Below are 25903 nucleotides of genomic sequence, written 5' to 3'. Positions count from 1 at the left end.
GGATAGGACTTATGTCCTATACATAAAAGTATATAGGTCAACCGATATAGTTCTAACGAAGGAGGAGTTTGTATGTTTAGTGAAGTAAATGCAACAGTTAATAGATCGGTCAATTGGGAGGAGGCTCCCACCTGGTGGCTATGTAAGAGACTAAGTGAGGCAATGGGTCAAGTTGAAGCAAGCCTAGATAGCGCCTACGGATTGCCGATAGGTACAGAGCTGGAGCAGGCTGTTCAATGCACCGTGAATCTTACAGAGTGGTGTGACTATATCGGAAATATTATTCAAACTAGAATCGATGGAGGGGTGTCGCTTGTCCAGTGAATTATTATCCGCCTATGTGGATCTAACAAAGAAGCCAGATTCTTATAGTCGGATGGAAAAGCTTCATGCCATTAAGGACGAGCCGCATGGCTGGGTCCAGTGGAAAGGAACAACGGTTTGCATGGACATTTACTGCAAATGTGGTGCTCACCTTCATGCCGACGCCGACTTCCTTTACTTCTTAAAATGTTCGCACTGTGAAACAACGTATCGCGTATCACCTTATGTCCATCTGATGGAGCTCACGGCAGCTGAAGAAGAGGCAGACAAGGATCGCATTAATCATATACTGGAGGATGATAACTATGAACCTACTCGATCAGTACGGCGAGCGCCAGGTGACTAGCTTTAAGCTTTGGATTGCAGATGAAGATGGTGAAATATATGAGGTTAATTGCAAACAGCTCAAGACATTCAAGGATGATCCTGATTACATGAAAGTGAAGCGGGGCGAGATTGAAATAGAAAGCTGGGTAGTTGATAACATTAACGTCGAATGCGAGGGGTGGCGGGATCGCATCCGCATGCTGCTGACTGTCGACGGCGTTGGTAATGAGAAAGCCTACAAGATTCTGTCTGACATCATGGACTCAGGGGGAGATGGCGGCGAAGAACAGGGCAATGTCAGATATCAGTTCCGCTGCAAGGAGGATAAAGAAGATGAACCTTCTTGAAATCTACCATGAGAAAATAAAGACACGTCCCCTATCTGAGAGCGATTGGGGATTTTCTCGTAAAGGCTGGTCACCGGACCCTGGAATGGAGGCAGCGATGTTCAAAGGCATAGGCAAAGGACTGTACTGCTGGGGAAGAGTCGGATCTATGGAATTGAATTATTCAGGACAGTTTCATGAGGTACTAACAAATACAGTTGAGCTTTGGCTTCAGTTTGAATATCACGAGGATCTACTCGGATACTTTAGCGATATTACGAAGCAAAGCGGTTATGATATCGAGCTGTTTAGCAATGAGTTTTTTGATTGTACAACGATTTCCTTCTCTGATTTATCGAACCCCATTCAGGGATCATTTTACGGAGTACTGCGCCTAGAATGCTTAGGTATTCAAAGAAAAACATAGCAAATCGTCGAAATATAGGGTACAATTAATATTGTAATGCGTTACATTATTGATATAGGAGGATTCAAATGACTATAAAAGCCAGCGACAAACAGCGCACGATCTTTGAAGTTGTGCTGAATGAGCGGAAGCATCAAGACACGAAGCACCCGAACTTCCCTACACATAACGGCGATCGTCTAGCTATTCTCGTTGAAGAAGTAGGAGAGATCGCAAAAGGGATTCAAGAGAAAGACATTGCCAATCTGCGAGAAGAATTGATCCAAGTGGCTGCCGTATCCTTCAGGTGGCTAGAGCAGCTGGACGAATAATAAGCAAGGTGCTACATACCGTCCAGCGGTATGAATTAATGAAAAAGGTGGACTGCAGCATGACAGAGTATGATGATGGCTGGCAAGGGCCCGAGGGCTCCTCTGACAGTGAAGGCACGTTAGATCTTGTAGCTATGTCTACAAGTCAACTGATTGTTGGCTTGGACGCGGGGCACGGGCCTGTAACAAAAGGCAAGCGCTCACCCAACTTTCCGCAGGGGAGCGGTTTAGTCGGTGAAGACGGAGATCCATACATGAATGAGCACGAGTTTAATCGTGCCGTAGTTAAAAAGATTAAGCCTCATCTGGAGCGCAGTGGCATCAAGGTTGTCTTGACATCCAATGACAATGAGGATACACCTCTGAGCACGCGCTGGATGATCGCTAACAAGGCCAAATGCGATATCTTCATCAGTGTTCATGCCAATGCAAACACGGGCGTATGGGGCAGCTCACGCGGCGTAGAGACGCTTCACCAGACGAACTCTGTAAAAGGCAAGGAGTTGGCCAGAGTTCTTCAAAAGTATCTGATGATGAACACGCCACAAGCTAACCGCAGTATCAAGCCAAGATCTGATCTAGCGGTATTGAACGGAACAAATATGCCAGCTGCTCTTGTTGAGTGTGCCTTCATGGATAACTTGGAAGAAGCACGCTTATTGATGAGCGATGCATTCCGTGAAGAGTGTGCAGAAGAGATTGCGCGCGGCGCCTGCGAGTATCTTGGCGTAAAATTCCAAGAGAAGCCGATTTCCAATAAGCCAGTTGAAAAAACTGAGCCGGCAACAAGCGAAATCAACGTAATGGTTAACGGTAAAATGTTAGTCGTTAAAGGGTTTAATGTTGGCGGAAGTTCTTATGTGCCTATTCGTGCAACCTGTGATGCAGCTGGAGTCTCTTGCAATTGGGACAAAGAGTGCAATCTAGGAGTCGTTAACAGCCAGAAGATTACGTATTCCGTCCTTTTAAGCGGGTCTGGATATGGTTGGTCACGAGAGGTTGCTGCAGCTGCCGGACTTCAATTTGAATGGGATGGAAAATCCAACACCATCAAACTCTTCAAGTAGGACGGTAAGTGAAATAAATTCAATATTTATTTAGAAAAAAGGGGAGCTTGGCCATGGAGAGAATCAGACCGAATCATATCAGTGAAGAAGCAATAAAGCAGGCGCGGGGCGAAGGGGAGCAAGTCATTGTTGACGAGAACAATCCAAAAGAGCAACTGACTGAATCTTTGCTTGCAGAGCTACGCAACACACCTGACGAGGAAATGAGCGAAGAGTATCATCGCTACTTGGCTTGGAAGGCTGAACAGAATGCTGCCAGCAAGGCAAAGGCTGTGGCGAAGGCTAAGAAAAAAGTAGTCAGTAAGAAGGCTGCTAAGGTTGCTAAGCAATCACGCAAGAAGAATCGCAAGTAAGAGGGGGGAAAGGGTATGTGGGGATACATACTAAAGCGATTACGCATTGTTGTTTATCTTGCAGTATTTGTTGCGTTGTATGAATACAGTCCATTTAGAGATGGCTGGGCATTTGCTCTTCTATTTTTCTTCATATGGAGCGACTTGATCGAAACCAATGATGATGTAGAGTCCATCAAGAAAGCTTTGAAAGCAAAGGAGGCTGAGGTATGGAGCAGTTTATTAACCAGGCGAAAGCCTTTCTAGGCATACTTGAATCCATTCTTCCAAAAGGAGAAAGAGATAAGGCGATCGAGGCTGCCGATGAGATGTATGGAAAGATGCGCGAGTCGGTCGACAATCATAAGCTCAACATTCGTCAAATGGTTTATGCATGCATAGCCATATTGACCGCTGTGCTTGGAATTGCACAAGAAGAAACAGACAAAGTAAAGGCGAAAGAATCCTAATAAGCGGAGGTATACTTGCATGATAGTTATTGCGCTGGAAGGCTTAGATAAGTCGGGAAAAGCAACTCAACGAAAAAAGCTTCAGGAAAAACTTGAGGCAGATGGCTTAAAGGTTGCTGTCGACGAGTTTCATCGATATGATACGCCGACTGGCCGACTAATTAAAGAGTGGCTATACGACTCCTGGGATGTAGATCAGAAGACAATCGAACTGGTTATGGCTGCAGACAAGCAAGCCCAACAAAAGAGATTCTTTGAACTAGAGGTAGATGGATACGATGTTCTTATCTTAGATCGATATGTCGGAAGTCAAATGGTTTACGGCGTCGTAGCCGGTCAAAACAGCGACGAAACGCTAACTGGTATGGAAATTGAAGCTTGGCTGCGGGGACTGATGCGATACACTCGTAAGCCTGATTCTACGATCCTTATCGACCTTCCTGCCGAGGAGAGCATGAAGCGAAAAGGAAAGCATGGCGAAAATGACCGATATGAATCGGATCTGGAGTTATTGGAGCGCGTGCGCATTCAGTATCATCATCATATCCAACACACTCTTCAATTGCAGGAGCGCATTACAATCGATGGCATGCAGAGTATTGAGGAAATCAGTGATGAGATCTATGAATACGTATCATTCTTACTAAAGGAGAAGTTCGCATGAAGCCACTTAACATAACAATCTGGTGGAAGAAGAGTACCAGGACTCTTAATATCAGGTCATTCCGGCAAATCAGAAAACGAAACAAACGTGACTACCCCAATGATCCGTATGTAAACACCAAGCGGCAGTGGGGGATTAGTACGAACGGTGCCGTAAAAGGCAAAGACTCATGCTTGGATTGGAAGCTCAGCCTTGGACACATTGAAATCAATTACATCAATTGGACTTATAATCAATAAGGAGATGGAAATATGTTAAATGCAGCTGTGTTTTGTATGGCGTTTATTCTTCAGTTTGTTGGTCACAGGATTGGTGACTACATGTTACAGACAGATTGGCAGGCGCAAAATAAAGCGAAAAATTGGTATGCTAGATGGATTCATTGCTTTGTTTATTCATTCACAATTGCCTTGCTAATGCTTATTGCTTTTGATTTACGCGTAGCTTCCGGAGTGTTTCTTATTACAATCGTAGAGCACTTCATCGTAGATAGCAGGCGGCCAGTAATCGGGTGGAAAAAGCTTCTCGAGAAACTGACTGGCAATAAGGACTTCGATATCGATAAGATGCCATTCTTCGTCCTCATTGAAATCGATCAGACGTTTCACTACGTAAGATGCCTTTTGATCGCTCTTCTAATTGGCTACGGTATTCTGTAGTTGTTTCGAAAATCTCACCATGTGAAAAATTCACAATAGAATGAAATCATTAAGGGTGCTCCTTGGGCACCTTTTTTTGATATCCATTTGACGACGCTCCTTAGATCAGTTAAAATCCCGTTATAACCGGGGTTCAAACAGGTGTTCTGTATTGTGAATTTTTCATATAGTGAGAGGTGGTTGATAGTAAAATGCGTCGGAAACGAAAATACCCCTCCTTCGATGCTGCCACAACATACTTAAAAGACATTGGCGAGCTAACGTTCATCGGGCGAATCGGCAATCATCATGAATACTGTCTTTATACTTTAAGGCTTAAACAAGATCGAAAACTTCATCAAGTAATGGTGCGAGACGATGGTTTAGTCGAATTGAGGGAGGATTAAGAAGATGTCGTTCATGATTGCACAGCGAGCTTTCTTGAAGCTGTATTTGATTCGAATGGTCAAGCTACATAAGGGATATGGTTATCAGATGTTGGAGGATTTGAAAGGAGATTTTAAAGAGCTGGGGTACACTCCCCCACAGTCCGAAATCTATCGGTCGCTTCATGATCTAGTGGCTGACGGAATTTTATATCGAGAAAAAAAATTAAAAGGAAATGATCGGACAGTAGACTTTCAAGAAATTGTCATGTATCATTTCACAGATGATTCTGCTGAGAAGGTCGATCTTTATAAGAAGCAGGTCAAAGAAGATCTGGATCGCTGCATTGGCATTCTACAAAAAGCAGTCATCGATAACTACTAGCAGCAAAAGAAATAGCCACCGTTAGGTGGCTATACTTAATTCTGAGATTCAGATGATAGTTTCATGGCGACATTGGCCAACAGATCCGTGAATCCTTTGATATACATAATGGGGTCAACGGCTGCTTGAACCTTTAATTCATCACCCTCAATGAATGCTGCCTCGATCACACCGATAGTGGAACCGCGATCTGTACGAATAGGGAGGCCGAGCAACTCGTTGATTAGTTGCTCGACTCGATCCTTATCCTGTGACTCCAATTTAGCCACGGTAATTTCTACATTTTGGGGAAGGATCATTGCTCGTCCAACTCCAATTCACCTTGACCAGCTACTGGTGTTTCTTGCCAACCTGGATCTAAATTCATATCAATCAGATGCTCAAGCTTGCCATCACGCTCAGATCTTGTTTCATGATAAGATTCTTGTTCTTCACCGTTTTCGTTCATCCAAAACACTCGATACTTAGACATGCGATTCTCCTCCTTTCGGAGCAGCATCAATATAATGCTTCAGGAAAGACAATGCATGTTCGGCCTCGATAACCCATTCACGCTCGCCACGCTCGGCTTTTATTTTTCCTTCACGGATCTGCTTGACGATTGCTGGTGTCGTAATACCAGCAAGCATCGAGAGCTGCTTAGAGTTAATGGTCTCGCCATTCTCCAAACCGATTGCAATGAAGGAACATCGGACAAATGCACCCAACTTCGTGCGCTCCCACAATTCCCATTCAATATTGTTGAGTCCGCCTGGTACAAATGGATTTCTCCATACCAATTCGCTTACGCGAAGCAAGTGGGCGTATAAGTCTTCCGGTTGTTTCGTTTGTCCCGTAAGGTACAAGTATGTATTCCAAAGATCTGCAGCAAGAGGATAAGGGAAAGTGCGACCACTTGCCGCATCTTCAACCGGCTGCCGCACAAAAGGTGTGGGCCCACAGAAAGCTGTGATCTTATCCGACATATCTTCAAAGCAAAGTTGCAGCTCGCCGATCATTTCATCGAAATATTGATCGTTTAGGTTTTTCACAAATCGCATTGCATGACCTCCTTGGTTTGGTTGAGTTCAATATACTATACCAAACCAAGGCGTGTCAATACCTGTCAATTAGAAGCGTATCAGGGAATTATCCTAAACCATGTTAAGAAATGCGCCGTCTCTCTCGATGTATCTGCTGTATGCTGCATATTTTGTGAAATAAAAAGCGCCCCGAGTAGGAGCGCCTCACTATCAAAGATAATGCCTCTTCAAAAACTCACTAACAACGACCGTTCCAATTGTGTCTCCGAAGTCAATTCCGTATCGACTAAGGCCATCGGTCAAGCGTCGGACATATTTGGAATCAAGAACAACACGTTCCTGCGTGGGATCTATTCCAATTGGTCCGCCGGACTCGACCGATCCTACGCATGCGAGTAGCACCTGAATATTATTCATGGCTGGTGTCACGTAATAAAGAAAGTGAGGGTACTTTTCAAACAGAGATGCCGTAAATACCCGAACCTCTTGAATGTCATAGATGGGGCGCGGATCTTGATCGTAACCATCAAATGAAACGGCAATGCGCTGAAATCCGCCTATGCCGGTTTTGTCTAGCATAGGAACAACCTCATCGATAATTTTCATATCACATGTGGTCACATCGTATCTTGGAACTTGAACTAAGAATAGTTGAGTCGACATAACGTTCACCTCTAGTTGATTTAGTTGGTTAAATAGTAAGTAGCTTTAATCCCTCAGCAAGTCGATCTCGAGCACAGTAGGAGTAAGTTCTCCAGTCTTTCTGAAACTCGCCGTAATGATAGCCTCGGCGAACTCCTTCTTGATAAGCCTCTTCTCGGGTGCCGTAGATACCGTCGACATCCCAATACTCGATTGCAACCTCATGACTAATCAAATCGTCATCAGACATTCCAGTCAGATTCGTCAGATATTCATAGACATCATCTTCTGGTAGTTCCTCAAGTTTCTCGCGGATCTCCTCAGCATTTTCAATAAAAATGCCACCAGCATCAAAGTGTTCATGCTTCAGATAGATTTCATCATTATCGAATGCTGGCTGGAAGATTTCGATCCTGCGAACCTGTATGGCAAAAATCGGGTCGCGAGTTGCATCATTCTTTTGACGACGCTCAAAAGTTTGGGTTCCGAGCCTGTATAGGTCTTCTCCTGGAATCAAAGCCAATTTTCGACCGTTGTCCCAATTCACATGAATATGTCCAGCATCATCAACCCGACTCACATTTCCGGCTGATCCGGCTTCTATTGGATGCGGGTCATTCTTCATTTCAATACACTCGATAGGGTAGCCTTCTGGCCACATTTTCTTAGTAAACTCTACTTTCTGCTTATTCATTGGCGGATGCCTCCGTATTAAATTTATTGTTCAGATACAGCTTAGCTGCGCACATGCCGCGATAATCCGCCGGCTTTTCATGCCACTGCGTCAAAACTCTTTTATAGGTCAAACAATAGGTCAATATCAGATGATGGTAATGGAATAGGTAAAGATAGCCCTCGCTCTCCCGAACCTGCCATTTCTTCTTTAGTGGCGTCTTCCGTTCGAAGTGCCGATCCAAACATTCCTGAATTTGCTTCATTCAAAATTCTCCATTCTTCAATTGGAACATAACCGCTTGGGCCGTTTCCATCTGGAACATACCACGATACATCAGTACCCGAATTTACTCCCTGAGCACCACAGTTCCAGCACTCGTGATTATAAGTTACTGCAACCGTTCCAACACCAACATCTACATATTCAGATTGATCGCAACAAGTTTCTCCGCAGCATGGGCATTTATCTCCAAACATGAAATACGCAGAAGGACGCATATTGCGATCTACCATGTATTTCATGAGTAGATTCATACTATTATCACTATCCTTTTTTCTTAATTTTTAAAAGTGCCGTTTTCTTCTAATTTTGCGATGCAGCTCTCACATATAAGTCCAGTGTCGGAGCAAATCGAACACTCAGGGTCATCGATAAGAGATTCTAATATGCCATCAATAAATTCTCCGACTGTCATTTCACCTATATCCTTACCAGGTGGAGGGAGGAGGACCACATCAAACACTTCTTCGATACGCTCAATAATTTCCTTGAACTCCTCATCGGATCCGTGAGTATACATCAAGTCCAATTCATTTACCGATTCGCCCATAGTTACAAGGTTTGACTTAGTGCTTATGATCGCTGAAATGCGACTTCTTTCCTGCATGTTTCGCCAAGCCTCCCCAGCATTCGTATTTTATAAATTGTAAAATTCCAATGAATCTAGTAAACTATCAGTACAAAAAGAAAAGAGAACCTTCAAGCTTGGCGGCTGGAGAAGGTTCCCTGGGGGCTCTGCACAAGGCAGAAGTATGCTCTTTTGCCATTATTATATCGCAGATCCCTCTCATTTGTAAAGCTAAGGAGAGTGGAAGCAACATGGAAAAAGGATTTACCTGGGACCTCTATACCTACAAACGAAAATTGTCAACCGGTGAGTGGGTGACGGTTCCTGTGGAAGCCATCAAAACAATAACACTTGAAGATGGGCAGGGGTTGCAGGATTATGCCGGCAACTTCGTGACCATCAATAAATACCTTTTCAAATTCTGGCAGCCAGTTCTTGATGATGCCGCCTTCATCATTTATCTCAAAATGCGAGAGCTGCTGTATGGTGGAAGTCATGCGTATCCAACCATTGACCAAATTGCGCTGTGGTGTGGCAAGTCCGATCGGACGGTGCAACGTCACATGCCGCAGCTCGAAGAGTATGAGCTCATTGAAAAAATAACAACCTTCAAGAAGAAGGGAGGCAGTCAGCACGTTAACCTCTACTTTGTGAGGCGAACTACGCCGCTGCTTCCAGTTGTAGCCTTCAACAAATTGTCCGAGCCGATGCAAAAACATCACCAAGAGTACTTAATGAGCCTAATGGAGTCTCGGTTCATACTTGCATCGCAAGTGCCCAACTACGAGTCATCCACACCTAGTGACAACTTGTCAGGAGATGTGGATAAACCGGGTGACAACTTGTCGGGGCCTGATAACACTGGGGGTGACAACTTGTCACCGGGGTCAGATTGTCACCCAGGGGGTGACAACTTGTCGGGGCTAGGGGTGACAGATTGTCGCCCTAATAATAATGATCTTAATAATACTGAACCTAATAAAACATTAAACATAATAAACAACGCCATCATAACTGAATTGAAAATGCAATTATCCAAGAAGGTAACCAAACTATCATTCGATACCTGGCTTCGACCGCTCGAAAAATTCTGGCAACAAGAAGACATTATACATATCGAGGCGCCCAATACATTTGCAGCGGAATGGATCAAGCAGCATTTTGAAATCATGATTTTGGAGATGCTACAAGCATTCAATATTAATTGCAAAACAATTGTTGTTCATGCAGCTCCAGAAAGTGGTGGGAATGGTTAGCCCTCACGCTTAACTATCAAATCAGAAACAGATGAGAACTCTGGGATCGTGGCGGTCGTGTATGTTAGCCGCCACGATCCATCCTCCATTTTATCCAAGTAAATAAATTCGTTCTTGGTGTTTGTGACGCGGTTGGCCTTACTAAGCTCAAGTTCCTTATCGGGCTGCCCATCGTTGTGAGCAATTACGATTGATCGTTTTACACTCATATTATTACGCTCCTTTTTCTAAATTAATAGACTGATCTTTCTCAAACTCTGATCGGATGCCGAGCACAGTGGCAAGCTTTGATTTCAGCGACTCCACATCGTTAATGAGCTTAATATTTTCCTCAGTAAGGCCATGATTCTTTCGCTGTTCTTCACGAAGCCAGCCTTCTAAGGTTGTATTCTCATCCCTTGCAGCTTGCAGTTCTTCTGCTGGAACGCCAGCCTTTTTCTCGAGTCGCTCGTTATCTTCCACGAGACGATCATTTAGTGCTTCGAGTTGACGAATCTGCTCATGCAAACCAGCAAACAAGGTTTTAATTATAGATTGAGCAGCGTCAAGATCAGAAGTGTCGGCCGATGTTACAGAAGCAAGAGGCTGCGGGTCCATAACATCCTCTACAGGAAGATCAAAATCAAAGTCTGCTCCGCTAATGATAGCCTGAACAGCGATCATGCTTATCTTTACGTTGCCAGTCCGAAGCAAGCTAAGCTGTGTTTTTATAGAATGGGGCGAACGACCAAGCTCCCTGGCGATCGTTTCAATAACAACACAATGTTTATATCGTCCTGAGAGCTTTTTATAAGCAAGCAGCAAGTAAAGTAAGTCTTCATCAAGCCAAATTCGGTTTGCATTTTCAGCAGGTAAACTGCGAGCTCCTTGTCGATTGGACACCAAATACCACTCCTTCTATGTTGTCAGGTCATTGATGAATATGGTGAGACGATTATCTGCGATGATTTCATCGATCTCGCTGCGATCCTCATAGAAGTCTCGGAAGAGTTCTTCGACTAGATCGCGAGAGTGCTCACCGCCACTAACGATGTATCCTTTAATTAATTCCTCTTCAGAGATATTAACTAAAGCATCATCTCTATCTGTGAATATATTATCCCATTCGCCGTCTGCATCACGATTAGCCCAGGCTTCAAGGATAACTATTTCTATATCAAGATCCGGGTTGTCAGAATCACGATTGTTATATTCCTGACTAAGGTTCATGACGACCTCCTTATTGGGTTGGCTTACTGCCATGGTGATTATAGAAAGACTGCTGGGCAATAGCTGCCTGTGCAAGAATGGAGCTAAGCTCTCCAGTATCGCCAAGCATCTCTGCAAGCTTGTCTCGATCCATCAAACGACAGGCGATATTGTAATTAATAAAATGGGGCAGGGTAAAGAGATCCTTCATGACCGTATCAATAACACCTTCAGGATCAATGTGTCCGCCGAATACAATCTTGTCGTCATGGATGAAGTAGTAGTCGCTACCTGTTGTTTTGACAATAACGGGGACATAAATTAATTCCAAGTAATTATCCTTAGGAATTGCAACGCGAATCATTTCATCAATATTTACGATTTGACTGTAATCAACTTCAGCAGCTGATGCTTCCAAGGCCGTCTCAACAAGACGAATCAGTGTTTCTTTTCGTAGCGGTGTCATATAATGCCTCCATGATTTTAGTGTTTTATATTTTGTGCTACATTGATATCGAATTTAAAAAGCAAGCGCCAGTTGGCCACTTACAGCGTATTTATCTGTCGCAGGAACCAGCTCCAGAGGGTTAAATTTGCTGCGCTGAATGTGATTATCCGGCATGCTCAGATACCGATCGAGAAGCTCTGGCAATCTGTTTTCATTAATTCGCCTGCCGCGACTATCCCAGCCGATCTTGTCGCATAAACCCATGAATACATTGTAGTTCTCTAACGTTTTTCCTCGCTGAATCATGAGAAGGCTGGTCTTAACGGATGTTCCTGTGTGATAAAAAGTTTCAGATGGCAGGCTCACGACAGCAAGTAACTGATTCTCTTCAAGCGCCCAGCGTCTGAAGGCGTGATCTCTCTTTCCAGAGAGAACAGAGTCGGGAATAATCATGCCCAAAACGCCTCCTGGCTTTAGATTCATCATTCCGTATTCTAAAAAGGCGACTTCACTTTTGGATCCCTTGCTGCCGCTAATGAATTTCCAGTCAGGAACCTTTAGTCCATATGGCGGATTACCGATCACATAATCAAATGGCTTGTCCCAATTCATTTCAAGCGCATCGCCTTGGCGAATATCGGCGTACGGGTAGCAGACCTCTGCAACGCGTGCAGCTTCGTACATCATCTCTGAGGCATATAGATCGCAGGAAGGATGGAGGACATCCAAGAAGGCGCCTCCGCCACAGGACGGCTCGAGTACGCGGCCACCTTCGATACCCATCATCAGCATCGTAAATTCTGTGACAACGGAGGGAGTAAAAAATTGTCCGTTCGCCCAGTCAGTCGATGTCAACCCACCTGCGCCTGTGTACGATTGTTTAATGTATTTAATTTCATCCACTGTATGGAAGTCTTGTTTAAGAAGCTCACGCACCCGATCGTTAGCCTCGTATCGCTTGCGTTCTATGCGGCCCATATGAAACCTCCAATTTGAAATGAAATCCTAGAAAGTGAAACCGGCAAAAAATTTTTTTTGAATTTTTAATCCCCACATAGGCATTTTTAACCATATGTATAGTACAATGGAGATTCTATAAAACTACCAATTGGGGGAACTGCTATGAAAAAGAAAATGCTTATTATGCTTGCTGCCTTGTGTCTAGTAATGGTTTCGGCTACAGCCGGTGCGTATGCTGCAACGAAAATGAAGGTTACTGTGAACGAAAAGAGTACAAATATTCAACCAAAAATTATTGATGGTGTTTCCTATTTGCCTATCCGAGATATGGCAAATCTGCTAGGCATAGATATCACCTATGTGAAACGTACAAATACAATTGAACTCCGCACAGAAAATAAAAATGCTATGCCAGATCCTATTGAAACACCTGAATCCGAAGAAGAGACAACTGATCGTCCATTAAGTGCAGATGAAAAACTAGCAGCAAACGGTGTATTCGGACTCATATACGGGCTGGAGCAAAGAATGAACAGTTATCACAGCAATGACTCTAGTGCAGCAGAAGCAAGAGAATCTGTTGAGTATGCAAAAAAAAGTATAAAGTCTGACCTTAAAACATTAAAGGAATCAAATATTCCGCAGGTTAATAATTACGGTGTCGCTGCCCAGAATGCACTTACATGCTTTGATGAAGGAATTACAAGCAGCAGTGTTATAGACAATCAAAGAATTAAAGCAGCAATGCAGCAATTCTCACAAGCGCACACTGAACTTTCAAGATACGTGAATAAATGATACTTCGGCTGCCCACTAGCAATAGGGGCAGCTTTTATTTTATCGATACAGATCAACCTTGAATTTCGTAGGATTTTCAGTTTTTCCTCCAATTGGTTATACATAATCAACAACACTCTTGCCCATACTGTATCAATACAATTCATGGAGGGTGAAAGATCATGAACGATAAGGATGCAATCAAAGAAGAAAGAGAAAGAAACAGGCAGATATTAATTGCCGGCGGTGAATATCTGAAAGATATTAGGAAGAAAAAGGGTTACACATTGGTCATAGCAGGAATGATGGCAGACGTATCTAAAAATTACTTATCTGATTTGGAAAACGGTAATAAAAAGATAAGTGACAGGCTTATATCTGATTTATCATTAGCATATGACATAGATGAATATGAGCTGTACAAACTGTACGAAATTACGCCGCTAAAGGTTCGTGAAGAACTAATACAAAGTGATACGCTAACTAGACTTTTATACGATATAATTTCAAATAAGAATTTATCATCAAATGATCGAGACATTTTGTATAAGAAAATGCAAGAGTTGTACTTGTCATGAAAAAGACTTCACCACAGCACTTCTTTAACGCACTACTGCACAAAAGCTGTATTTTGTACATATGTCCATCTATGGTAAAATACGGTATATTTAATGCCATTAATTGTTTCCTACCAGTACATATCTTCCGTAAGCTGCATTACCCCACCAACCATACCGGTCGGCCTGAATTGATATCCTTTTGCCTGATACATCTTGCGGATTTCATGCTCCATATCCGAATCGGCAAAGAAGCATACGGACGAAACGCCTCTGGATTTAGCGTTTTCAATTCGTTTATTTAGTCGCGTGATATTGTCTCGCAATTTATTCTGGTAATCCTCGTTCTTGGACATGTCAGCTCGCACTGTACTTGCTTCTGGTATCAAACTAGATAAATTATTCATATGTTTGTTAGCCTCCTTGTTAACTATCTTCGATTTTGATTCAATCTCAATAAGACCCTTATCAATCATTTCATCAATTTCTTTAACCAAGCAATGTCTTTCCCTAGTGAGTCCTTCTGTTGTTGGAGTAGACAATCGATATGTCTTATCTCCCATATATGTATTAAATCCGATAACTGTCCATATCTGGCCTACTTCAAAAGGGTATTTTGGGTGTAAGATTTTTTCTTTTATTTTCATAGAAAAATTCTTTTTCATTTTCATCCGGACGATCCATCCTTCTTCTGAAAGATAATGGCGTTAATATCGCCATGTCGCTCACGCACTTTTTTCGAAGTCATTCGTCCTCTTTCCATTGGAGTCATGACTGGTGTTGTAGCTGCAGTCGCCACATCCCAGCCATGAGTGATCCGATAATGAAAGGTTGGATAAGGAATGTTGTTCTCTTTAGCCAACTGAATGTATTGCTTCGGCGTCTTCCGAGCCTTCTCCGTAGCGGCAGCAGCAGATGCTTTTCGCTCTTCTGGAGAGGCTAATGGCTTTGTAGCAGCTGTTTCAGGATCCCAGCCGTGGGCGATCCTCGTCATGAGTTGAACATAATTTAGTCCATTCTCTTCAGCAAGGGCTGCCCACTTTCTGCGATCGGTTAGTTTTCGCACAGGAGTCGTCATTGCCTTCTCTTTCGTCCATCCACTGGCCCGAATACGTCGATCTAAGGTTACGGGACTAATGCCTATGGATTGGGCTTGCACATACTCCTCAGGAGTAACGTAGAAATAATGACTTGATGAATCAGTCACTTGTGTCATCCGAAACAAGTTGCAGATTCTTTCTTTCCTCATACAACTCGCCTGCGTGTTCGAAGTTAACTAAAGCCCAGTCAGGATCATCAGCATCGAATCCAACAATAACCCCAGCACCAAGATCACCATGATGAGTAGAGTAAACCTTATCATCAATCTCAAGACTATCTGTAGGTTGCATTTATGCTGACACCTCCTTACGATCAGTAAGCATCGTTCGCTCAACTTTACGCTGCTGGTGTTCTTTCTCTGCTTGGGCACGGATTTTTTGGATCGTTTTCGTGCCTACGCCATGGGTGTTTTGGACCGCTGAGACCCAAACTTCATTCGCAGCTTCTGCGCCAACCTTAACGCCATCAAGAAATGCTTCCTCTACTTGTTTCTGTGCCGCTTGAAGCCCCTCTATAAACCCTTCGTTCCTAGCTGACTGTAGCTTCTTATGCAAACTCATGTTAATGCCACTTCCTGTTCTTTGTTTTCTGAATTGAATATACTGGATAGCTCTTGTAATTTTGCAAGGCGATACTGATTTGCGTATAAGCTGGAGTTTAATTCAATAAGTTCCGACTGCTGCAAAGCAACCTTATTGACCAAAAATTCCTGAACTTCAATGTGAAATAATCTAATCGTTTCGCTCGTATCCTCTGGCATCTCAAGAAACCAGCGATGAAAAAATGCCGTTCCATCTTTCGAAAAGAAGCACAACTTATTGAAGTCTTGTGGACGCAGCATCGCTCCACTATTGCGCCTAAAGTAATTTGGGCGACGCAATCCTTCTAGTCTTACTGCCTCCACCTCAACAATCTCAATTAGAGAGTCCTTGTCGGAAGGCAGCTCGGCGCGAAGCTGATAAACAATTTCTCTAGGTTTGCGATACTTCATTTTTTTCATCCTCGCCTACAAATTTATGACAAGCGTAGCTAATGCCATTTGTGTAACAACATTGCGCTATCAATTCAACGTTTAATTCCAGCATTTTTAAGAGTGCCTTCTGGGTGTCGAGTGGATCGCCGGCTCTAATGAGATTTTTAAGATTTGTAGCCAGCTGCAGTAGTTCATGTTTTCTTCCTTCAATTGTAATCTTTTCTGCTGTAAGTATTAGCGTATTAATTCTTTCCAATGTCTCTTTATTACCCATGCCCATCCACCTCCAATTCGTCTAAAGCCTCCAAGGTCAGATCCAAAATTGAATCGTCTATATATTTTCGCCCATCATCTTCAGTGAAGTGTTCATCACATTGGTATAGTGTGTTGTCGCATGAAGGGCATTTCATTTCGACATCCCCCTCTTCCCATTCTAGCTCATCAACCCTTACACGACTTTCAAATCCGCACTCGTTACTGGAACTCTCGTGATCGGTTGGATGAAGTAGTGCCTGACGATAATGGCCACAGTACACAATGACAATCTTACTCATAGAGGATTTTATCCGAGCACTCTTCACAAAGATCGACCGTCTTGCCGACCTCACCTCTAAGTCGCGGCAATTCTATAGATTTCAGATCGACATGCCATGTCTTACATTTGCCGCACTGCTGTTTGCCGAGAAACCCCATTACATCGGATTCGTCGTCTGGCCCTGGATCGATCGAGTACTCGTCATCCTTTAGCTTGGTTACTTCGACTATCACGCCCTCCCATTCAAAGCAAGCGCGACGCAAGTTATATTTATCAATGGCCTCAACCATCTCGTCCACACGCTTATTGTATCCGGCTTCATCCTTGAATTTGAAATTTGATGAAAAGAAAGCTGTCATAGTGAATTTCCTCCTGTTGTATCAATTACGATTTTTGTTGTTGTTGTTGGGATCAGCTCATAATCCATGGAGTCACGATCCCAGTCGGTGCCTGGCGTGTTACATACTTCATTGACAATCATGCCAGCAAAGTCTTTGGCCTGCTGTAGATGAACGGCATGAATCGTGTCAAATGTGCCAAGGTCGTGATTCACGGCATCAAAGAATCGGACTGGAAACACCTTAATCATTCAAGTGAATCCTCCAACTCATTGCCGTCTTTATCCCAGCTTTTGAACACATGAAACTTTGTTTGAAGCCGCGGCGATCCATTTATGTCGCCCTTGACGCATATTGTAATATCTACGGAGACGGCTTCGGCACCTGGAATATACGGAATATCGTAAGCAGACTCCAGCATGGAAGCTAAGTGACCATGGGATTTGTATTTATTCATAATCGGACCTATGTACTCGTCACGGACATCATCCGGAACCGAATAACTTTCCATCCAATAGAAACCTGAACCACGGTCTTCTTGGCGCACAAATCCAGCGTGGTTCGCTTTTACATTGCGAGGGTCGTTGTCTTGACAAGACATGCGATACCTTATGTTCCATAAAAACTTGTTAAACTCCAAGGCTGTCGCCCCCATCCTGCTTGCTTTGATTGCCTTGACTGATTTTTGTTCGCTCTTTAATGAACTGCTTGATCTCCTTCACTGTGACTCCATTTTCTCGAGCCAGAATGATCAGTTTCTCCCACGCCTTGTTGTCTGAAGTTGGCTTATTTGTGCTCATTAGGAAACCTCCCTATAGTAGTTACCAATATTATACACAATACAAAAACATATAAAAATAAAGGAAATTTGAGTTAATTTTAGATAACAGCAGATAATGCTATGTTTTTATAGCAATTTTCGCTGAATACGAAGATATAAGGTGCTTTCTTTTCCTATATCGATCGCATATACTTCGAATATAAGTTTCCTATTGGAAACAAGATAAAGAACAGGAGGTCGATCCGGTGAGGACAAAACGATCAACAAAACATGTCGACAGTGCACTGAAAAACAATATCGCTAAAGTAACATCGGCAGGTATTGCTGGCACACTGTGCATGATAATGATCGCGAGTCAAACAGCACCCACATACTCCCTACAATCGTCAACAGTATCTTCACCAGCAGAATTTTCAGCATCACCATCATTTTGCGACAACGCACAAAGCATTACGGTATCTGAGAGTGTTTATGATGCCGAAGACAATCAAAGTGCACCAAATGCCTGTGATGAAAACGACACTACAACGACAGGCAGTGTTTATGAAATGAAGCAATAAGGAAGGTGCTAATTTTTGGTTCTTAAATGGATCAGCAGAATTATTACATACGTCCTTGTGATATTCATTGTTTTCGCCCTCTACTCAACGGTATCAAGCCGCATTAACGGCGGAGCGCCAAAGGTGTTAGGGAAACAAATCCTAAGTGTCCTATCTGGATCAATGGAGCCGAAAATCAAAACAGGATCGATCATTGCTGTGAAACCCGTATCAACAGACCAGCAAGCAACTTTGGTGACTGGCGACGTAATTACCTTCAAATCGCTTGATAACCCTAATGTCCTAATCACCCATCGCATTATGGAAGTTAAGGGTGAAGGAAGTAGTGTAGAATACGTCACTCGCGGTGACAATAACGATGCCAACGACCCCCTCCCTATTCCTTCGGGAAATGTGGTTGCTATATATGCAGACTTCACAATTCCTTTCCTTGGTTATTTTCTAACTTGGGTGAAGTCCAAAGTAGGGATTGCAGTTATGCTGCTTGTTCCAGGGCTGGTCGTGATTGTTACATCAATCTATTCATTATTCAGAACCATCAGCAGACTCGAGTCAGAAAAGACGCAAGAGAATGCAGCGGGAGAAACACCGCCCGCATCCAACGGTTGATCCTTCTCAATGAGAAGTTCAATAAAATACATATTCCCTAAGTGGAATCCAGGAGGAACAAGAAAAAATGGTTAAAAACATCAAGCGTAAAATGGGTCTAGCAATGGCAGCAACAGCTTTGGGTGCAACACTTGTAGCAGGCGGTTCGTTTGCACTGTTCACTGACAACGCAGAAAACACAGGCAATACGTTTACTGCTGGCACGGTAGTAGTATCTGACACAACAGGTGGCGCTCTTTCTTCACAAGAAGTAAACTTTGCAAATCTCGCTCCTGGCGATGGTAAAACACTGAACATGACAGTGAAAAACGATGGCAATCTTGATCAGTGGGTTCACATCAACGCTGCATCAACAAATGCTTCTAAAGCCGGTGGTCTGTTTGCTGGAGCTACTCCAATCGATCTGACTTTGGATACAGCTGTTGTTAAGTTGGCTCCAGGTGAGTCCCATACTTTCGCAGTAGCTTACGCGTTCCCATTGGCAGCTGATAACTCCTACCAAAGTGCAACTGGTTCATTTAAAGTTGTAGTGGATGCAGTTCAAGCACGCAACAACACAAATGCTGCAGGTAACGGCCCTACTTCTTGGTAATATAAGTCCTTATAAATAACATATTGAGACCATAAGAGAGGGCCTAATAACCCTCTCTTATTAATTAGGAGGAAATATAAACAATGATGAGCAGAAAAAAATTAGCCGTACTTTCCACATCCGGACTCTTAGCAGTTGCCCTACTGGTTGGCGGATCAACGTATGCAATGTTCAAATCCACAGCTGTAAATGGAAACAATTCTTTTGCAGCTGGCACACTCAGCATCAGCTCGGCACGGGATGACATTCCGATGAATGGTCCTATGTTCTATGCTAGATCTACAGCAGGCAGCGTCGGCGGCTTGGAGACTGGCGAATGGGCACCAGGAGATAAAAATACTCGCGGATTATTCCTCTACAATGACGGATCACTTGATGCGAAATTGACCAAGCTTACTGCCACACCTGCAGATTCTAATGGCGCTCCAGTGAGCTCTGGCGCTCAATATGATAAGAATATGCTGTTTGCAAACAACGCTTCGGTAATGATTTGGAACATCGAAAGATATGACCCTACTGGAAACAGATATCTTCCGTGGATCGATCGGGACATGTCACCGGGCGATATTAACAATGCAATGAAAGATCTTAACGCAGCATACCAGCTGTTCGTGCAATTGTTCCCTAACACTAGCGTGGACAATAAAACAGAAGCCGCTGAGATTCTCAACGGAGATGACTCAACTGGATATCATTTGAACTTCGCAAACGCTCAATTCCTCGATGAAATCAACAAGCTCACGGATAGCACAAACAATGCTTCTTTCAAGGTGACTAAAGTAACAACAGTCCCTCTCTCCACTTTGGTAAATGGAATAATGCCAGCCGGTTTTAATATGTCAATCAATAGTGGAAAAACGTCACTCCTTGCGTTTACAGTAAACATGAACCTTAATGCTGGTAATGACTTGCAAGACATTACACCATACTTCAACTTCGGAACCGAATGGGCGCAGGTAAGAAATAATTAATTGAACATGCCGGCGTTATCGGATGAGGGTGAATTGACCCCTCATCCTTTTGTTTTCCCAATAGTAAAAGTTGTTGTATAATGATTGATATGCAAGGAGGTGTCATCATGATCGGCGAGCGAATCAAACAGATACGAACAGAAAAAAACTTAACCCTAGACCAACTGGCTCAACTATCAGGAGTGGCGAAATCGTATTTGAGCAAAGTCGAAAGAGGTATTCAGACAAACCCATCGATTCAAGTTGTGCAAGGCATTACGAATGCACTTGGGATTTCACTAGATGATATCGCAAATAGTCTTGAATCATCGGAAGAAGAGTGGGCTGCGCTTTTGCAAACACTGATTGATTCAGGTATAAATATTAATGAGTTCCGGGATTTTGTAGAGTTCAAACAGTGGCAGAAAATTAAGGGTGGGAGATAAGTTGCTCCCTACTCTCTTTTTCGTGTTATTCAGCCGCGATTTCTTCCGGACGTCTTGCACCAGATAAGAACAACTATTATGTATTTCTGTATTCGGCCGATGATTTCTTCTGCCGTTTGATTTGATTTCGATCCCCACGCAATACGTTTATGTGCATATGAGCTTTGCTTGCGACATCTCTAATCCACGCTGCATTTTTAGCAATTTCTTCATCGCTCATTTCTGTAATTGCATCTAAACGCTTCAAAGTCTCTGCTCTATTCACGCCATCCCTCCTCACGTATTTCTGTATTCAAGCCTGTCCATCGTCCTGCTGCACTCGTTCACGATCAACTGTTACTACCGTTCCTTTTTCGATCTCTATGCTGACCTCGTTATATGATGCATCAGCTCCGACTACACGACCGCTCATTCCAGCGAGCAATCCGTCATTGATTGCAGCTCCTTTGTTTATCACTATTGGACGCACCCCAATTCCCCCTCAATTTCTTCGATATTCAATACGCTGTATCAGAGCTTCGTCGAACCGCACATTAGCGCTTTGCTTTCCTCAACAGTTGCCTAATCATCTTAGATTGTTTTTTGCTTTTCCGTGGAGGATTCTCTAAGCTCTCACACGTTGGGCATTTTCCAATATATCCAATACCATGTTTTTCGCAAATAAACCCTCCGTTTAACGGCTTATCCAATCACTTCACTCCTTCGCCATATAGGACTACTGCTCAGTGTCGTCGAGCTATGCAATAGTCCCCACTCTTATGGCGAGTCGGTAAATGAACAAGCCTTTCTTGCTAATCCAAATCGGAATAAGTCTCTTTTTACCTTCCGTATACCAATTTGTATGGCTTAACGACATTAAAAGCCTAAACTTCCATGCGTCTACGAAAATAGATTTAACTATCCCGCCTTCTACCTTGGTGTCATATCGAATAATGCTCAACGATTAACGCCCCTTCCTTGTGTTGCAATATGGACATGCAGCTCAGTATCGTCGGACTATTCATTAGGTAACTTCGCTTAATGCCTTTTTTCCACTATCAGTTACTTGGAAATATGCCATGCTATTTTCCCAACCTGGACGCTTAGTTGCATACCCCTTATCAACAAGATCATTCCAGTCTTTATCGTCGGATTTTGTGTAGAATCGATTCTGATTTCTCAAGGCGTGATCCATACAATCCATTTGATTTTTATTCATTTAATATTAGCTCCTTCGCATAGCGCGTCATCCTCGTCAAACTACGCAGTAACTTTTTTAAGCCTTGAGGTGTATCTGGCTTCGTACTCGATTTCAACAGTGAAGTCAGTATCGCAAACACTGCAGGTAACTTCGTGCTCCCTATTTTCATGCAAACCGTCATTTGAATATTCTGATGCACATGCCGGACAAATGATATCATCAGTGTAGAAACAGTCATCCTCGGAATGTCCCTGTTCCCGAGCCTCTTTGAGAGCCTTATCCTTTTCTTCTTCATGCTCCTTATCGGCACATGATTTGCATTGAAAACCATCTGGCACTCCCCATGGTGCTTCTTTCAGTTCAGACCGGTGCGCATTACAGCTTACACATCTGTTATGTTCGTCACAGACAATGTACGAATAAGGCTTTCCATTTTCAAGGCACTTGTGGCATCCGCACACCCAATACCATCCATCATCAAACCGCTCCGCAAACAAGCCTTTCATTGGAGGTTCGAGGCTAACTTCTGGCAAGCCATTCCGATGAAACGAATCATTCCAGGTGTTCGTATGACCACCGCGAGTACGATGCGTCCACTCCTTTGGAATCTCAGGAATTAATATCTTTGTGTCTCTTAAATTCATTGATTCTTCACTCTTCCTTCACAATATGCTCAGCTACGCATCATCGCACTGCGAAGCATCAGTTGTATTCTGGGTTAGAGAACTCCGTTTTGTAATCATCAATAATTAATTTGGATTTGCTCGTCCACATTTTAAAGATTGTTGCATCAAGCCCATAGATACCACCCATAAGCGTACGATTATCATGGTTTTTACCACCTGTTTCAGCTCGACTAACTGTACCGTCTTTATCAAGAGAAATCATGTACTTGCACTCATACCAGCTCTTATCTTCCTCTGGATCTAAATACACGTATTTGCTTCCATACCTCTCCTCCACTATCACGGTTATTTCAGATATCTCGTCATACTCAAGTTTGTTCAACTCTAAATCATCTTCAGCCATTTCTTTAATTAGTTCAGAGAGCTTGTACTCATCCTTACTTGTGCCAAGAATTTTCTGTAGTTGTTCTTTGATGGTTTCCATGCCCTCTTTGTAAATCGAGTTATCAAGTTCCTCTTGGATCATATTAAGAATGACTTGGTTGTAAGAAGGAATGTCCAGATTTTGAAGGTTAATAGCTAGGTTGGATTCAACTTCTGTTTTTAGCTGCTTACCAAAATCTGAATAGCTACGCAATGCGTCTTTCACTACGTCTTTAATCGTATCCTCTAGTTGCGTCTTGACGATCTTTTCAACATAACCTTCAGCTTTCAGTGCTGTAAGAGTGTCGTTCACAATTAAATTCAAGTCCATTTCATTTTCCTCTATTCATTTTTCTTTATTGCGCAATATGCACCATCGTCGAACTGCGTCACTGAACACTGCTATTCCATGACATGTCTTGTTCCAGTTTCTCGATTAACAACTTGACCTCTTCGTTATTGTTTTTAGCCCATTCATACAGCTCATCCAACACCATGTGTGCTGGCTTCTGCTTGTCATAGACCGAAATTACAGCGGTCAAACCCTGCGTTTTCTCAATGTTTTCAAACTTCATATGCCCAACGCCAGCATTCATTTCAGTGACTTGCTTTGCTAAATTTTTTACGATTTCCAATCACTTCACTCCTTCGCAATATGTGTCTACTGCGCAAACTCCAGATTTATTTTGATACAAGACGACGCCAAATGTCATATACCCTATTGCTCATCCAAACATATGCAAAGAATAATGTCATAATCGGCATGAGCCAAATATAGTTATACCACTTTGAATATTCTTTTGGATTCCATGGGTTAAAATGCCTTAGCAACATGAACACCACCAATTCACTGAGCTACTTCGATATAAGATGAAACTCATTCGAATCCTGCAAGAACCCAAACTTTACGAGTCTCTCGGCCAAAATCATTGGCGCTTGAGACCTTATCCATGAATACGTCGACATGGTAGCCTTTTACCGCGCTGCCTGTGTCTTCAGCTCTACAGTATCCATAATCTTCAATGTACAATGAGCTGCCTAGTGGAATGTAATTTGGATCAACTGCGCAAGCTCCTACGCGAGCTTTAGTGCCCGTCTTCGTAATACCATAGCCTTTCATGCCAGGACTCTTTCCTGTTGATTCTACGCCAGCTGTATACGCTGTAGTAAGCATGTCGACCGGATCTGTCTGATTTACATTTATGTATTTGGTGATATATTCAGTCACAACCCTTGTTTCGACAATGGTGTTTGTTTTAACAACAGGCTGCGCTTCAATAGTGGGACTTGTTAAAGTTGGTTGAATCAGAAGCATCATTCCAATTCCGATCAGTGCGCCAATAATAAAGTTAGATACCTTCATACTGTCACCCCTTCTCCAGTTGTATTGGAATAGGTTGTCCCAATCTCACCAGCCTAGTTCATGCGTGATTTATAAGGTGTTGCCTCCCTCCGTCGATTTAGGTGAAAGAACAGGAGTGGAAAGCTCACTGACGCATCATCTCGGCGTATTAAGAGTGTTGATTGGGACCATACCCATCTTGCCGGCACGTCCTCTGGCACAATTTATAAGCGATGCAATAGATGGAGGCTTAGACGCTGGAATATATCTCCCCGCGAATGCGGAGGCTTAGACCCTGGAATATTTCTCTCCATCTGCGCTGCTGGCCCGGTGCTCATGCACGATTCTCAGGCAATTTGACAGACCTCATGCCACCACTATCTGTCTGGGGAGCCCCTATTGTTGCTCCTTCCTGTGTCTGATACTGAAATGCCACCAGCGTCGGATTCGAACCGCGCCTCCCGATTATCATTCGGACGCTCTACCTGTTTAGCTACTCCGGCAGACTCACATTCAATATCAGACAATGATGACCCTCACCCACCGCTTGGTCATCATGGGAGATCCACAACGTTTAATCTCCTTCTCTGCAAGGTTTACGGCTTATCCTGTGCCGGCGCAAGCGACTTCCTGTTTGTTTAGTGGAACATCAACCAGCCTTGACCGGTCGTGACGGCATGTCATGCACCATCACTCGTATCTGCCAGCCTATCCAGGGATTACTTACAACAGGCAAAAAACCCATCCCATTATTCGTATTTTGCAAGGGGAACAGAACGAGAGGAAAACAAACCCCTTAGAGGCTCACAATGCCGTCATGTCTCAAGATTCGCAAGGCGCGAACCGGTACAGAGGAGCGGACGATTATGAGACCTTTAAGGAGCCCCGTAGCAAGAAGCCACGGATCAACACCCTACTTACCTTTGCGTCGATTGAATCCCTATATTCTTTTGCGCCCAGCCTATGAAAACAGGATCTTTCTTCTCTTTCATCCATCGAATGTAAGCGACGTTATCGGCCCCATGGTATCCGACACGACTCTTAGAAGGAATATCTTTTTCGAACTGCATCCATAGAGCGGTATGCTCCGCTGGATACTCGGATGCAAAAGCATTTGTAGCGAATATCGCTTGCTGAATTGACTTATCCATGAGCTAAAACTCCTTTAGTTGCTTCAACCTAATGAAACACCATTTCCAATTGTCCTTCGGCATCTTTCCAGATGTGTCTTACCTTACCCTCTTCCACAACATACACCTTATCGGAAACAGGATAATTTCCATCGTAGCAATGAATAACATCGCCGATATCCTTGCCTGTAAAGTCAGCTTGTGGAATCAAACTATCGAATGGTCTGTTAGTAATTGAGTTAACTGCAACTGCCATTATGATCACCTTTTTCTATTAGATAACCACA

Annotated in this window: 54 protein-coding genes; 22 read left to right on the top strand and 32 right to left on the bottom strand. The window is 43.3% G+C overall.

Annotated features, from left to right (window positions below; translation table 11 throughout):
* Positions 1-72 precede the first annotated feature (72 nt).
* The 14 genes from AC0YN6_RS18290 to AC0YN6_RS18225 all read left to right on the top strand — a co-directional run bounded on the left by AC0YN6_RS18290 (position 73) and on the right by AC0YN6_RS18225 (position 5657).
* Positions 73-324 carry a hypothetical protein gene (locus AC0YN6_RS18290; protein ID WP_475748546.1) on the top strand — a complete coding sequence of 84 codons (252 nt, stop codon included), beginning with the start codon at positions 73-75 and terminating at the stop codon, positions 322-324.
* Complete coding sequence (locus AC0YN6_RS18285) at positions 314-670, top strand: hypothetical protein (RefSeq protein WP_475748545.1); 357 nt, start codon at positions 314-316, stop codon at positions 668-670. The genes AC0YN6_RS18290 and AC0YN6_RS18285 overlap by 11 nt, the downstream gene beginning before the upstream one ends.
* A complete protein-coding gene (locus tag AC0YN6_RS18280; RefSeq protein ID WP_475748544.1) occupies positions 630-998 on the top strand; it encodes a hypothetical protein in 369 nt (122 codons plus the stop codon). The genes AC0YN6_RS18285 and AC0YN6_RS18280 overlap by 41 nt, the downstream gene beginning before the upstream one ends.
* Positions 985-1404, top strand: coding sequence for a hypothetical protein (locus AC0YN6_RS18275; protein WP_475748543.1), 420 nt, complete (start codon positions 985-987; stop codon positions 1402-1404). The genes AC0YN6_RS18280 and AC0YN6_RS18275 overlap by 14 nt, the downstream gene beginning before the upstream one ends.
* Before the next feature lie 68 nt (positions 1405-1472).
* Positions 1473-1715: a MazG nucleotide pyrophosphohydrolase domain-containing protein gene (locus AC0YN6_RS18270; RefSeq protein WP_475748542.1), complete on the top strand. Its 243-nt coding sequence runs from the start codon at positions 1473-1475 to the stop codon at positions 1713-1715.
* A 59-nt stretch (positions 1716-1774) separates the two neighbouring features.
* The gene (locus AC0YN6_RS18265; RefSeq protein WP_475748541.1) at positions 1775-2782 is read left to right on the top strand and encodes an N-acetylmuramoyl-L-alanine amidase; all 1008 of its coding nucleotides are present in this window, start codon (positions 1775-1777) and stop codon (positions 2780-2782) included.
* A gap of 53 nt (positions 2783-2835) precedes the next feature.
* A complete protein-coding gene (locus AC0YN6_RS18260) occupies positions 2836-3135 on the top strand; it encodes a hypothetical protein (RefSeq protein ID WP_475748539.1) in 300 nt (99 codons plus the stop codon).
* 15 nt (positions 3136-3150) lie between these two features.
* Positions 3151-3381, top strand: coding sequence for a hypothetical protein (locus AC0YN6_RS18255; protein ID WP_475748538.1), 231 nt, complete (start codon positions 3151-3153; stop codon positions 3379-3381).
* Complete coding sequence (locus AC0YN6_RS18250; protein ID WP_475748537.1) at positions 3345-3584, top strand: hypothetical protein; 240 nt, start codon at positions 3345-3347, stop codon at positions 3582-3584. The genes AC0YN6_RS18255 and AC0YN6_RS18250 overlap by 37 nt, the downstream gene beginning before the upstream one ends.
* A 19-nt stretch (positions 3585-3603) precedes the next feature.
* Positions 3604-4248: a dTMP kinase gene (gene tmk, locus AC0YN6_RS18245; RefSeq protein WP_475748535.1), complete on the top strand. Its 645-nt coding sequence runs from the start codon at positions 3604-3606 to the stop codon at positions 4246-4248.
* Positions 4245-4487: a hypothetical protein gene (locus tag AC0YN6_RS18240; RefSeq protein WP_475748533.1), complete on the top strand. Its 243-nt coding sequence runs from the start codon at positions 4245-4247 to the stop codon at positions 4485-4487. Before tmk ends, AC0YN6_RS18240 begins: the two co-directional genes overlap by 4 nt.
* Before the next feature lie 12 nt (positions 4488-4499).
* The gene (locus AC0YN6_RS18235) at positions 4500-4907 is read left to right on the top strand and encodes a DUF3307 domain-containing protein (protein WP_475748532.1); all 408 of its coding nucleotides are present in this window, start codon (positions 4500-4502) and stop codon (positions 4905-4907) included.
* 191 nt (positions 4908-5098) lie between these two features.
* A complete protein-coding gene (locus tag AC0YN6_RS18230; RefSeq protein WP_475748531.1) occupies positions 5099-5293 on the top strand; it encodes a hypothetical protein in 195 nt (64 codons plus the stop codon).
* Positions 5294-5297: 4 nt separating this feature from the next.
* A complete protein-coding gene (locus AC0YN6_RS18225; protein WP_475748530.1) occupies positions 5298-5657 on the top strand; it encodes a Replication termination protein in 360 nt (119 codons plus the stop codon).
* Positions 5658-5692: 35 nt separating this feature from the next.
* Here AC0YN6_RS18225 and AC0YN6_RS18220 read toward each other — a convergent pair whose 3' ends face one another.
* From AC0YN6_RS18220 to AC0YN6_RS18190, 7 genes are all read right to left on the bottom strand, one after another.
* Complete coding sequence (locus tag AC0YN6_RS18220) at positions 5693-5956, bottom strand: hypothetical protein (RefSeq protein ID WP_475748529.1); 264 nt, start codon at positions 5954-5956, stop codon at positions 5693-5695.
* On the bottom strand, positions 5953-6129 hold the full coding sequence (locus tag AC0YN6_RS18215) for a hypothetical protein (RefSeq protein ID WP_475748528.1): 177 nt from the start codon (positions 6127-6129) through the stop codon (positions 5953-5955). The genes AC0YN6_RS18220 and AC0YN6_RS18215 overlap by 4 nt, the downstream gene beginning before the upstream one ends.
* Entirely contained in the window at positions 6122-6697 is a 576-nt protein-coding gene (locus tag AC0YN6_RS18210; protein ID WP_475748527.1) for a hypothetical protein, read from the bottom strand. Before AC0YN6_RS18210 ends, AC0YN6_RS18215 begins: the two co-directional genes overlap by 8 nt.
* A gap of 192 nt (positions 6698-6889) precedes the next feature.
* Positions 6890-7342, bottom strand: a complete 453-nt coding sequence (locus tag AC0YN6_RS18205) for a hypothetical protein (protein WP_475748526.1) — start codon at positions 7340-7342, stop codon at positions 6890-6892.
* Between the two features lie 28 nt (positions 7343-7370).
* The gene (locus AC0YN6_RS18200; RefSeq protein ID WP_475748525.1) at positions 7371-8015 is read right to left on the bottom strand and encodes a DUF4314 domain-containing protein; all 645 of its coding nucleotides are present in this window, start codon (positions 8013-8015) and stop codon (positions 7371-7373) included.
* Between the two features lie 101 nt (positions 8016-8116).
* Positions 8117-8530, bottom strand: a complete 414-nt coding sequence (locus AC0YN6_RS18195) for a hypothetical protein (RefSeq protein WP_475748524.1) — start codon at positions 8528-8530, stop codon at positions 8117-8119.
* Between the two features lie 23 nt (positions 8531-8553).
* Positions 8554-8883, bottom strand: a complete 330-nt coding sequence (locus AC0YN6_RS18190; protein WP_475748523.1) for a hypothetical protein — start codon at positions 8881-8883, stop codon at positions 8554-8556.
* 212 nt (positions 8884-9095) lie between these two features.
* On the opposite strand from AC0YN6_RS18190, the gene AC0YN6_RS18185 reads away from it, so the two are divergent.
* Positions 9096-10100 carry a DnaA N-terminal domain-containing protein gene (locus AC0YN6_RS18185; protein WP_475748522.1) on the top strand — a complete coding sequence of 335 codons (1005 nt, stop codon included), beginning with the start codon at positions 9096-9098 and terminating at the stop codon, positions 10098-10100.
* Here the strand turns inward: AC0YN6_RS18185 and AC0YN6_RS18180 are convergent.
* The 5 genes from AC0YN6_RS18180 to AC0YN6_RS18160 are packed head-to-tail and all read right to left on the bottom strand — an operon-like array spanning position 10097 to position 12714.
* Complete coding sequence (locus AC0YN6_RS18180) at positions 10097-10309, bottom strand: hypothetical protein (protein ID WP_475748521.1); 213 nt, start codon at positions 10307-10309, stop codon at positions 10097-10099. The two genes, AC0YN6_RS18185 and AC0YN6_RS18180, sit on opposite strands and share 4 nt — an antisense overlap.
* A 4-nt stretch (positions 10310-10313) precedes the next feature.
* The gene (locus AC0YN6_RS18175; protein WP_475748520.1) at positions 10314-10982 is read right to left on the bottom strand and encodes a hypothetical protein; all 669 of its coding nucleotides are present in this window, start codon (positions 10980-10982) and stop codon (positions 10314-10316) included.
* A gap of 15 nt (positions 10983-10997) precedes the next feature.
* Complete coding sequence (locus AC0YN6_RS18170) at positions 10998-11309, bottom strand: hypothetical protein (protein ID WP_475748519.1); 312 nt, start codon at positions 11307-11309, stop codon at positions 10998-11000.
* Positions 11310-11319: 10 nt separating this feature from the next.
* Positions 11320-11754: a hypothetical protein gene (locus tag AC0YN6_RS18165; RefSeq protein ID WP_475748518.1), complete on the bottom strand. Its 435-nt coding sequence runs from the start codon at positions 11752-11754 to the stop codon at positions 11320-11322.
* A 54-nt stretch (positions 11755-11808) separates the two neighbouring features.
* A complete protein-coding gene (locus AC0YN6_RS18160) occupies positions 11809-12714 on the bottom strand; it encodes an HsdM family class I SAM-dependent methyltransferase (protein ID WP_475748517.1) in 906 nt (301 codons plus the stop codon).
* 144 nt (positions 12715-12858) lie between these two features.
* On the opposite strand from AC0YN6_RS18160, the gene AC0YN6_RS18155 reads away from it, so the two are divergent.
* The gene (locus AC0YN6_RS18155; protein ID WP_475748516.1) at positions 12859-13494 is read left to right on the top strand and encodes a stalk domain-containing protein; all 636 of its coding nucleotides are present in this window, start codon (positions 12859-12861) and stop codon (positions 13492-13494) included.
* A 161-nt stretch (positions 13495-13655) separates the two neighbouring features.
* Positions 13656-14051 (top strand): helix-turn-helix domain-containing protein, encoded by a 396-nt coding sequence (locus tag AC0YN6_RS18150; protein ID WP_475748515.1) that lies wholly within the window; start codon positions 13656-13658, stop codon positions 14049-14051.
* A gap of 110 nt (positions 14052-14161) precedes the next feature.
* On the opposite strand, the gene AC0YN6_RS18145 is transcribed toward AC0YN6_RS18150, so the two are convergent.
* From AC0YN6_RS18145 to AC0YN6_RS18100, 10 genes are all read right to left on the bottom strand, one after another.
* Positions 14162-14701, bottom strand: a complete 540-nt coding sequence (locus tag AC0YN6_RS18145; RefSeq protein WP_475748514.1) for a hypothetical protein — start codon at positions 14699-14701, stop codon at positions 14162-14164.
* Entirely contained in the window at positions 14698-15237 is a 540-nt protein-coding gene (locus tag AC0YN6_RS18140) for a hypothetical protein (RefSeq protein ID WP_475748513.1), read from the bottom strand. Before AC0YN6_RS18140 ends, AC0YN6_RS18145 begins: the two co-directional genes overlap by 4 nt.
* Complete coding sequence (locus AC0YN6_RS18135) at positions 15230-15421, bottom strand: hypothetical protein (protein ID WP_475748512.1); 192 nt, start codon at positions 15419-15421, stop codon at positions 15230-15232. The genes AC0YN6_RS18140 and AC0YN6_RS18135 overlap by 8 nt, the downstream gene beginning before the upstream one ends.
* Positions 15422-15691: a hypothetical protein gene (locus tag AC0YN6_RS18130; RefSeq protein WP_475748510.1), complete on the bottom strand. Its 270-nt coding sequence runs from the start codon at positions 15689-15691 to the stop codon at positions 15422-15424.
* On the bottom strand, positions 15688-16122 hold the full coding sequence (locus tag AC0YN6_RS18125; RefSeq protein WP_475748509.1) for a hypothetical protein: 435 nt from the start codon (positions 16120-16122) through the stop codon (positions 15688-15690). The genes AC0YN6_RS18130 and AC0YN6_RS18125 overlap by 4 nt, the downstream gene beginning before the upstream one ends.
* Positions 16103-16378: a hypothetical protein gene (locus AC0YN6_RS18120; RefSeq protein ID WP_475748507.1), complete on the bottom strand. Its 276-nt coding sequence runs from the start codon at positions 16376-16378 to the stop codon at positions 16103-16105. The genes AC0YN6_RS18125 and AC0YN6_RS18120 overlap by 20 nt, the downstream gene beginning before the upstream one ends.
* Positions 16379-16650: 272 nt before the next feature.
* Positions 16651-16998, bottom strand: coding sequence for a hypothetical protein (locus AC0YN6_RS18115; RefSeq protein ID WP_475748506.1), 348 nt, complete (start codon positions 16996-16998; stop codon positions 16651-16653).
* A complete protein-coding gene (locus AC0YN6_RS18110) occupies positions 16995-17228 on the bottom strand; it encodes a hypothetical protein (RefSeq protein WP_475748505.1) in 234 nt (77 codons plus the stop codon). The genes AC0YN6_RS18115 and AC0YN6_RS18110 overlap by 4 nt, the downstream gene beginning before the upstream one ends.
* Positions 17225-17617, bottom strand: a complete 393-nt coding sequence (locus AC0YN6_RS18105; RefSeq protein ID WP_475748504.1) for a hypothetical protein — start codon at positions 17615-17617, stop codon at positions 17225-17227. The genes AC0YN6_RS18110 and AC0YN6_RS18105 overlap by 4 nt, the downstream gene beginning before the upstream one ends.
* Positions 17607-17777, bottom strand: coding sequence for a hypothetical protein (locus tag AC0YN6_RS18100; RefSeq protein ID WP_475748503.1), 171 nt, complete (start codon positions 17775-17777; stop codon positions 17607-17609). The genes AC0YN6_RS18105 and AC0YN6_RS18100 overlap by 11 nt, the downstream gene beginning before the upstream one ends.
* Before the next feature lie 226 nt (positions 17778-18003).
* Here AC0YN6_RS18100 and AC0YN6_RS18095 point away from each other — a divergent pair, with 226 nt between their 5' ends.
* The 5 genes from AC0YN6_RS18095 (at position 18004) to AC0YN6_RS18075 (ending at position 20915) form a co-directional block, all read left to right on the top strand.
* On the top strand, positions 18004-18318 hold the full coding sequence (locus AC0YN6_RS18095; RefSeq protein ID WP_475748502.1) for a hypothetical protein: 315 nt from the start codon (positions 18004-18006) through the stop codon (positions 18316-18318).
* 15 nt (positions 18319-18333) lie between these two features.
* Positions 18334-18927 carry a signal peptidase I SipW gene (gene sipW, locus AC0YN6_RS18090; protein ID WP_475748501.1) on the top strand — a complete coding sequence of 198 codons (594 nt, stop codon included), beginning with the start codon at positions 18334-18336 and terminating at the stop codon, positions 18925-18927.
* Positions 18928-18994: 67 nt separating this feature from the next.
* Positions 18995-19519: a TasA family protein gene (locus AC0YN6_RS18085; protein ID WP_475748500.1), complete on the top strand. Its 525-nt coding sequence runs from the start codon at positions 18995-18997 to the stop codon at positions 19517-19519.
* An 83-nt stretch (positions 19520-19602) separates the two neighbouring features.
* Complete coding sequence (locus AC0YN6_RS18080) at positions 19603-20490, top strand: TasA family protein (protein WP_475748499.1); 888 nt, start codon at positions 19603-19605, stop codon at positions 20488-20490.
* Between the two features lie 107 nt (positions 20491-20597).
* Positions 20598-20915, top strand: a complete 318-nt coding sequence (locus AC0YN6_RS18075; RefSeq protein WP_475748498.1) for a helix-turn-helix domain-containing protein — start codon at positions 20598-20600, stop codon at positions 20913-20915.
* 76 nt (positions 20916-20991) lie between these two features.
* On the opposite strand, the gene AC0YN6_RS18070 is transcribed toward AC0YN6_RS18075, so the two are convergent.
* The 10 genes from AC0YN6_RS18070 to AC0YN6_RS18025 all read right to left on the bottom strand — a co-directional run bounded on the left by AC0YN6_RS18070 (position 20992) and on the right by AC0YN6_RS18025 (position 25872).
* Positions 20992-21180 carry a hypothetical protein gene (locus tag AC0YN6_RS18070; protein ID WP_475748497.1) on the bottom strand — a complete coding sequence of 63 codons (189 nt, stop codon included), beginning with the start codon at positions 21178-21180 and terminating at the stop codon, positions 20992-20994.
* A gap of 27 nt (positions 21181-21207) precedes the next feature.
* On the bottom strand, positions 21208-21384 hold the full coding sequence (locus AC0YN6_RS18065; protein ID WP_475748496.1) for a hypothetical protein: 177 nt from the start codon (positions 21382-21384) through the stop codon (positions 21208-21210).
* Positions 21385-21651: 267 nt separating this feature from the next.
* A complete protein-coding gene (locus AC0YN6_RS18060; RefSeq protein WP_475748495.1) occupies positions 21652-21855 on the bottom strand; it encodes a hypothetical protein in 204 nt (67 codons plus the stop codon).
* Positions 21856-21918: 63 nt separating this feature from the next.
* Positions 21919-22113 carry a hypothetical protein gene (locus AC0YN6_RS18055; protein WP_475748494.1) on the bottom strand — a complete coding sequence of 65 codons (195 nt, stop codon included), beginning with the start codon at positions 22111-22113 and terminating at the stop codon, positions 21919-21921.
* 41 nt (positions 22114-22154) lie between these two features.
* The gene (locus tag AC0YN6_RS18050; RefSeq protein WP_475748493.1) at positions 22155-22739 is read right to left on the bottom strand and encodes a hypothetical protein; all 585 of its coding nucleotides are present in this window, start codon (positions 22737-22739) and stop codon (positions 22155-22157) included.
* A gap of 58 nt (positions 22740-22797) precedes the next feature.
* The gene (locus tag AC0YN6_RS18045) at positions 22798-23475 is read right to left on the bottom strand and encodes a hypothetical protein (RefSeq protein ID WP_475748492.1); all 678 of its coding nucleotides are present in this window, start codon (positions 23473-23475) and stop codon (positions 22798-22800) included.
* Between the two features lie 58 nt (positions 23476-23533).
* A complete protein-coding gene (locus AC0YN6_RS18040) occupies positions 23534-23779 on the bottom strand; it encodes a hypothetical protein (protein ID WP_475748491.1) in 246 nt (81 codons plus the stop codon).
* 242 nt (positions 23780-24021) lie between these two features.
* Positions 24022-24507 carry a 3D domain-containing protein gene (locus AC0YN6_RS18035; RefSeq protein WP_475748490.1) on the bottom strand — a complete coding sequence of 162 codons (486 nt, stop codon included), beginning with the start codon at positions 24505-24507 and terminating at the stop codon, positions 24022-24024.
* 896 nt (positions 24508-25403) lie between these two features.
* The gene (locus AC0YN6_RS18030) at positions 25404-25637 is read right to left on the bottom strand and encodes a hypothetical protein (protein ID WP_475748489.1); all 234 of its coding nucleotides are present in this window, start codon (positions 25635-25637) and stop codon (positions 25404-25406) included.
* A 28-nt stretch (positions 25638-25665) separates the two neighbouring features.
* On the bottom strand, positions 25666-25872 hold the full coding sequence (locus AC0YN6_RS18025; protein WP_475748488.1) for a hypothetical protein: 207 nt from the start codon (positions 25870-25872) through the stop codon (positions 25666-25668).
* Positions 25873-25903: the final 31 nt, after the last annotated feature.

The organism is Paenibacillus sp. J22P15, from assembly GCF_056269345.1.
Note: the sequence above shows the minus strand (reverse complement) of the source record. Positions and strands in the feature narration are given on the sequence as shown.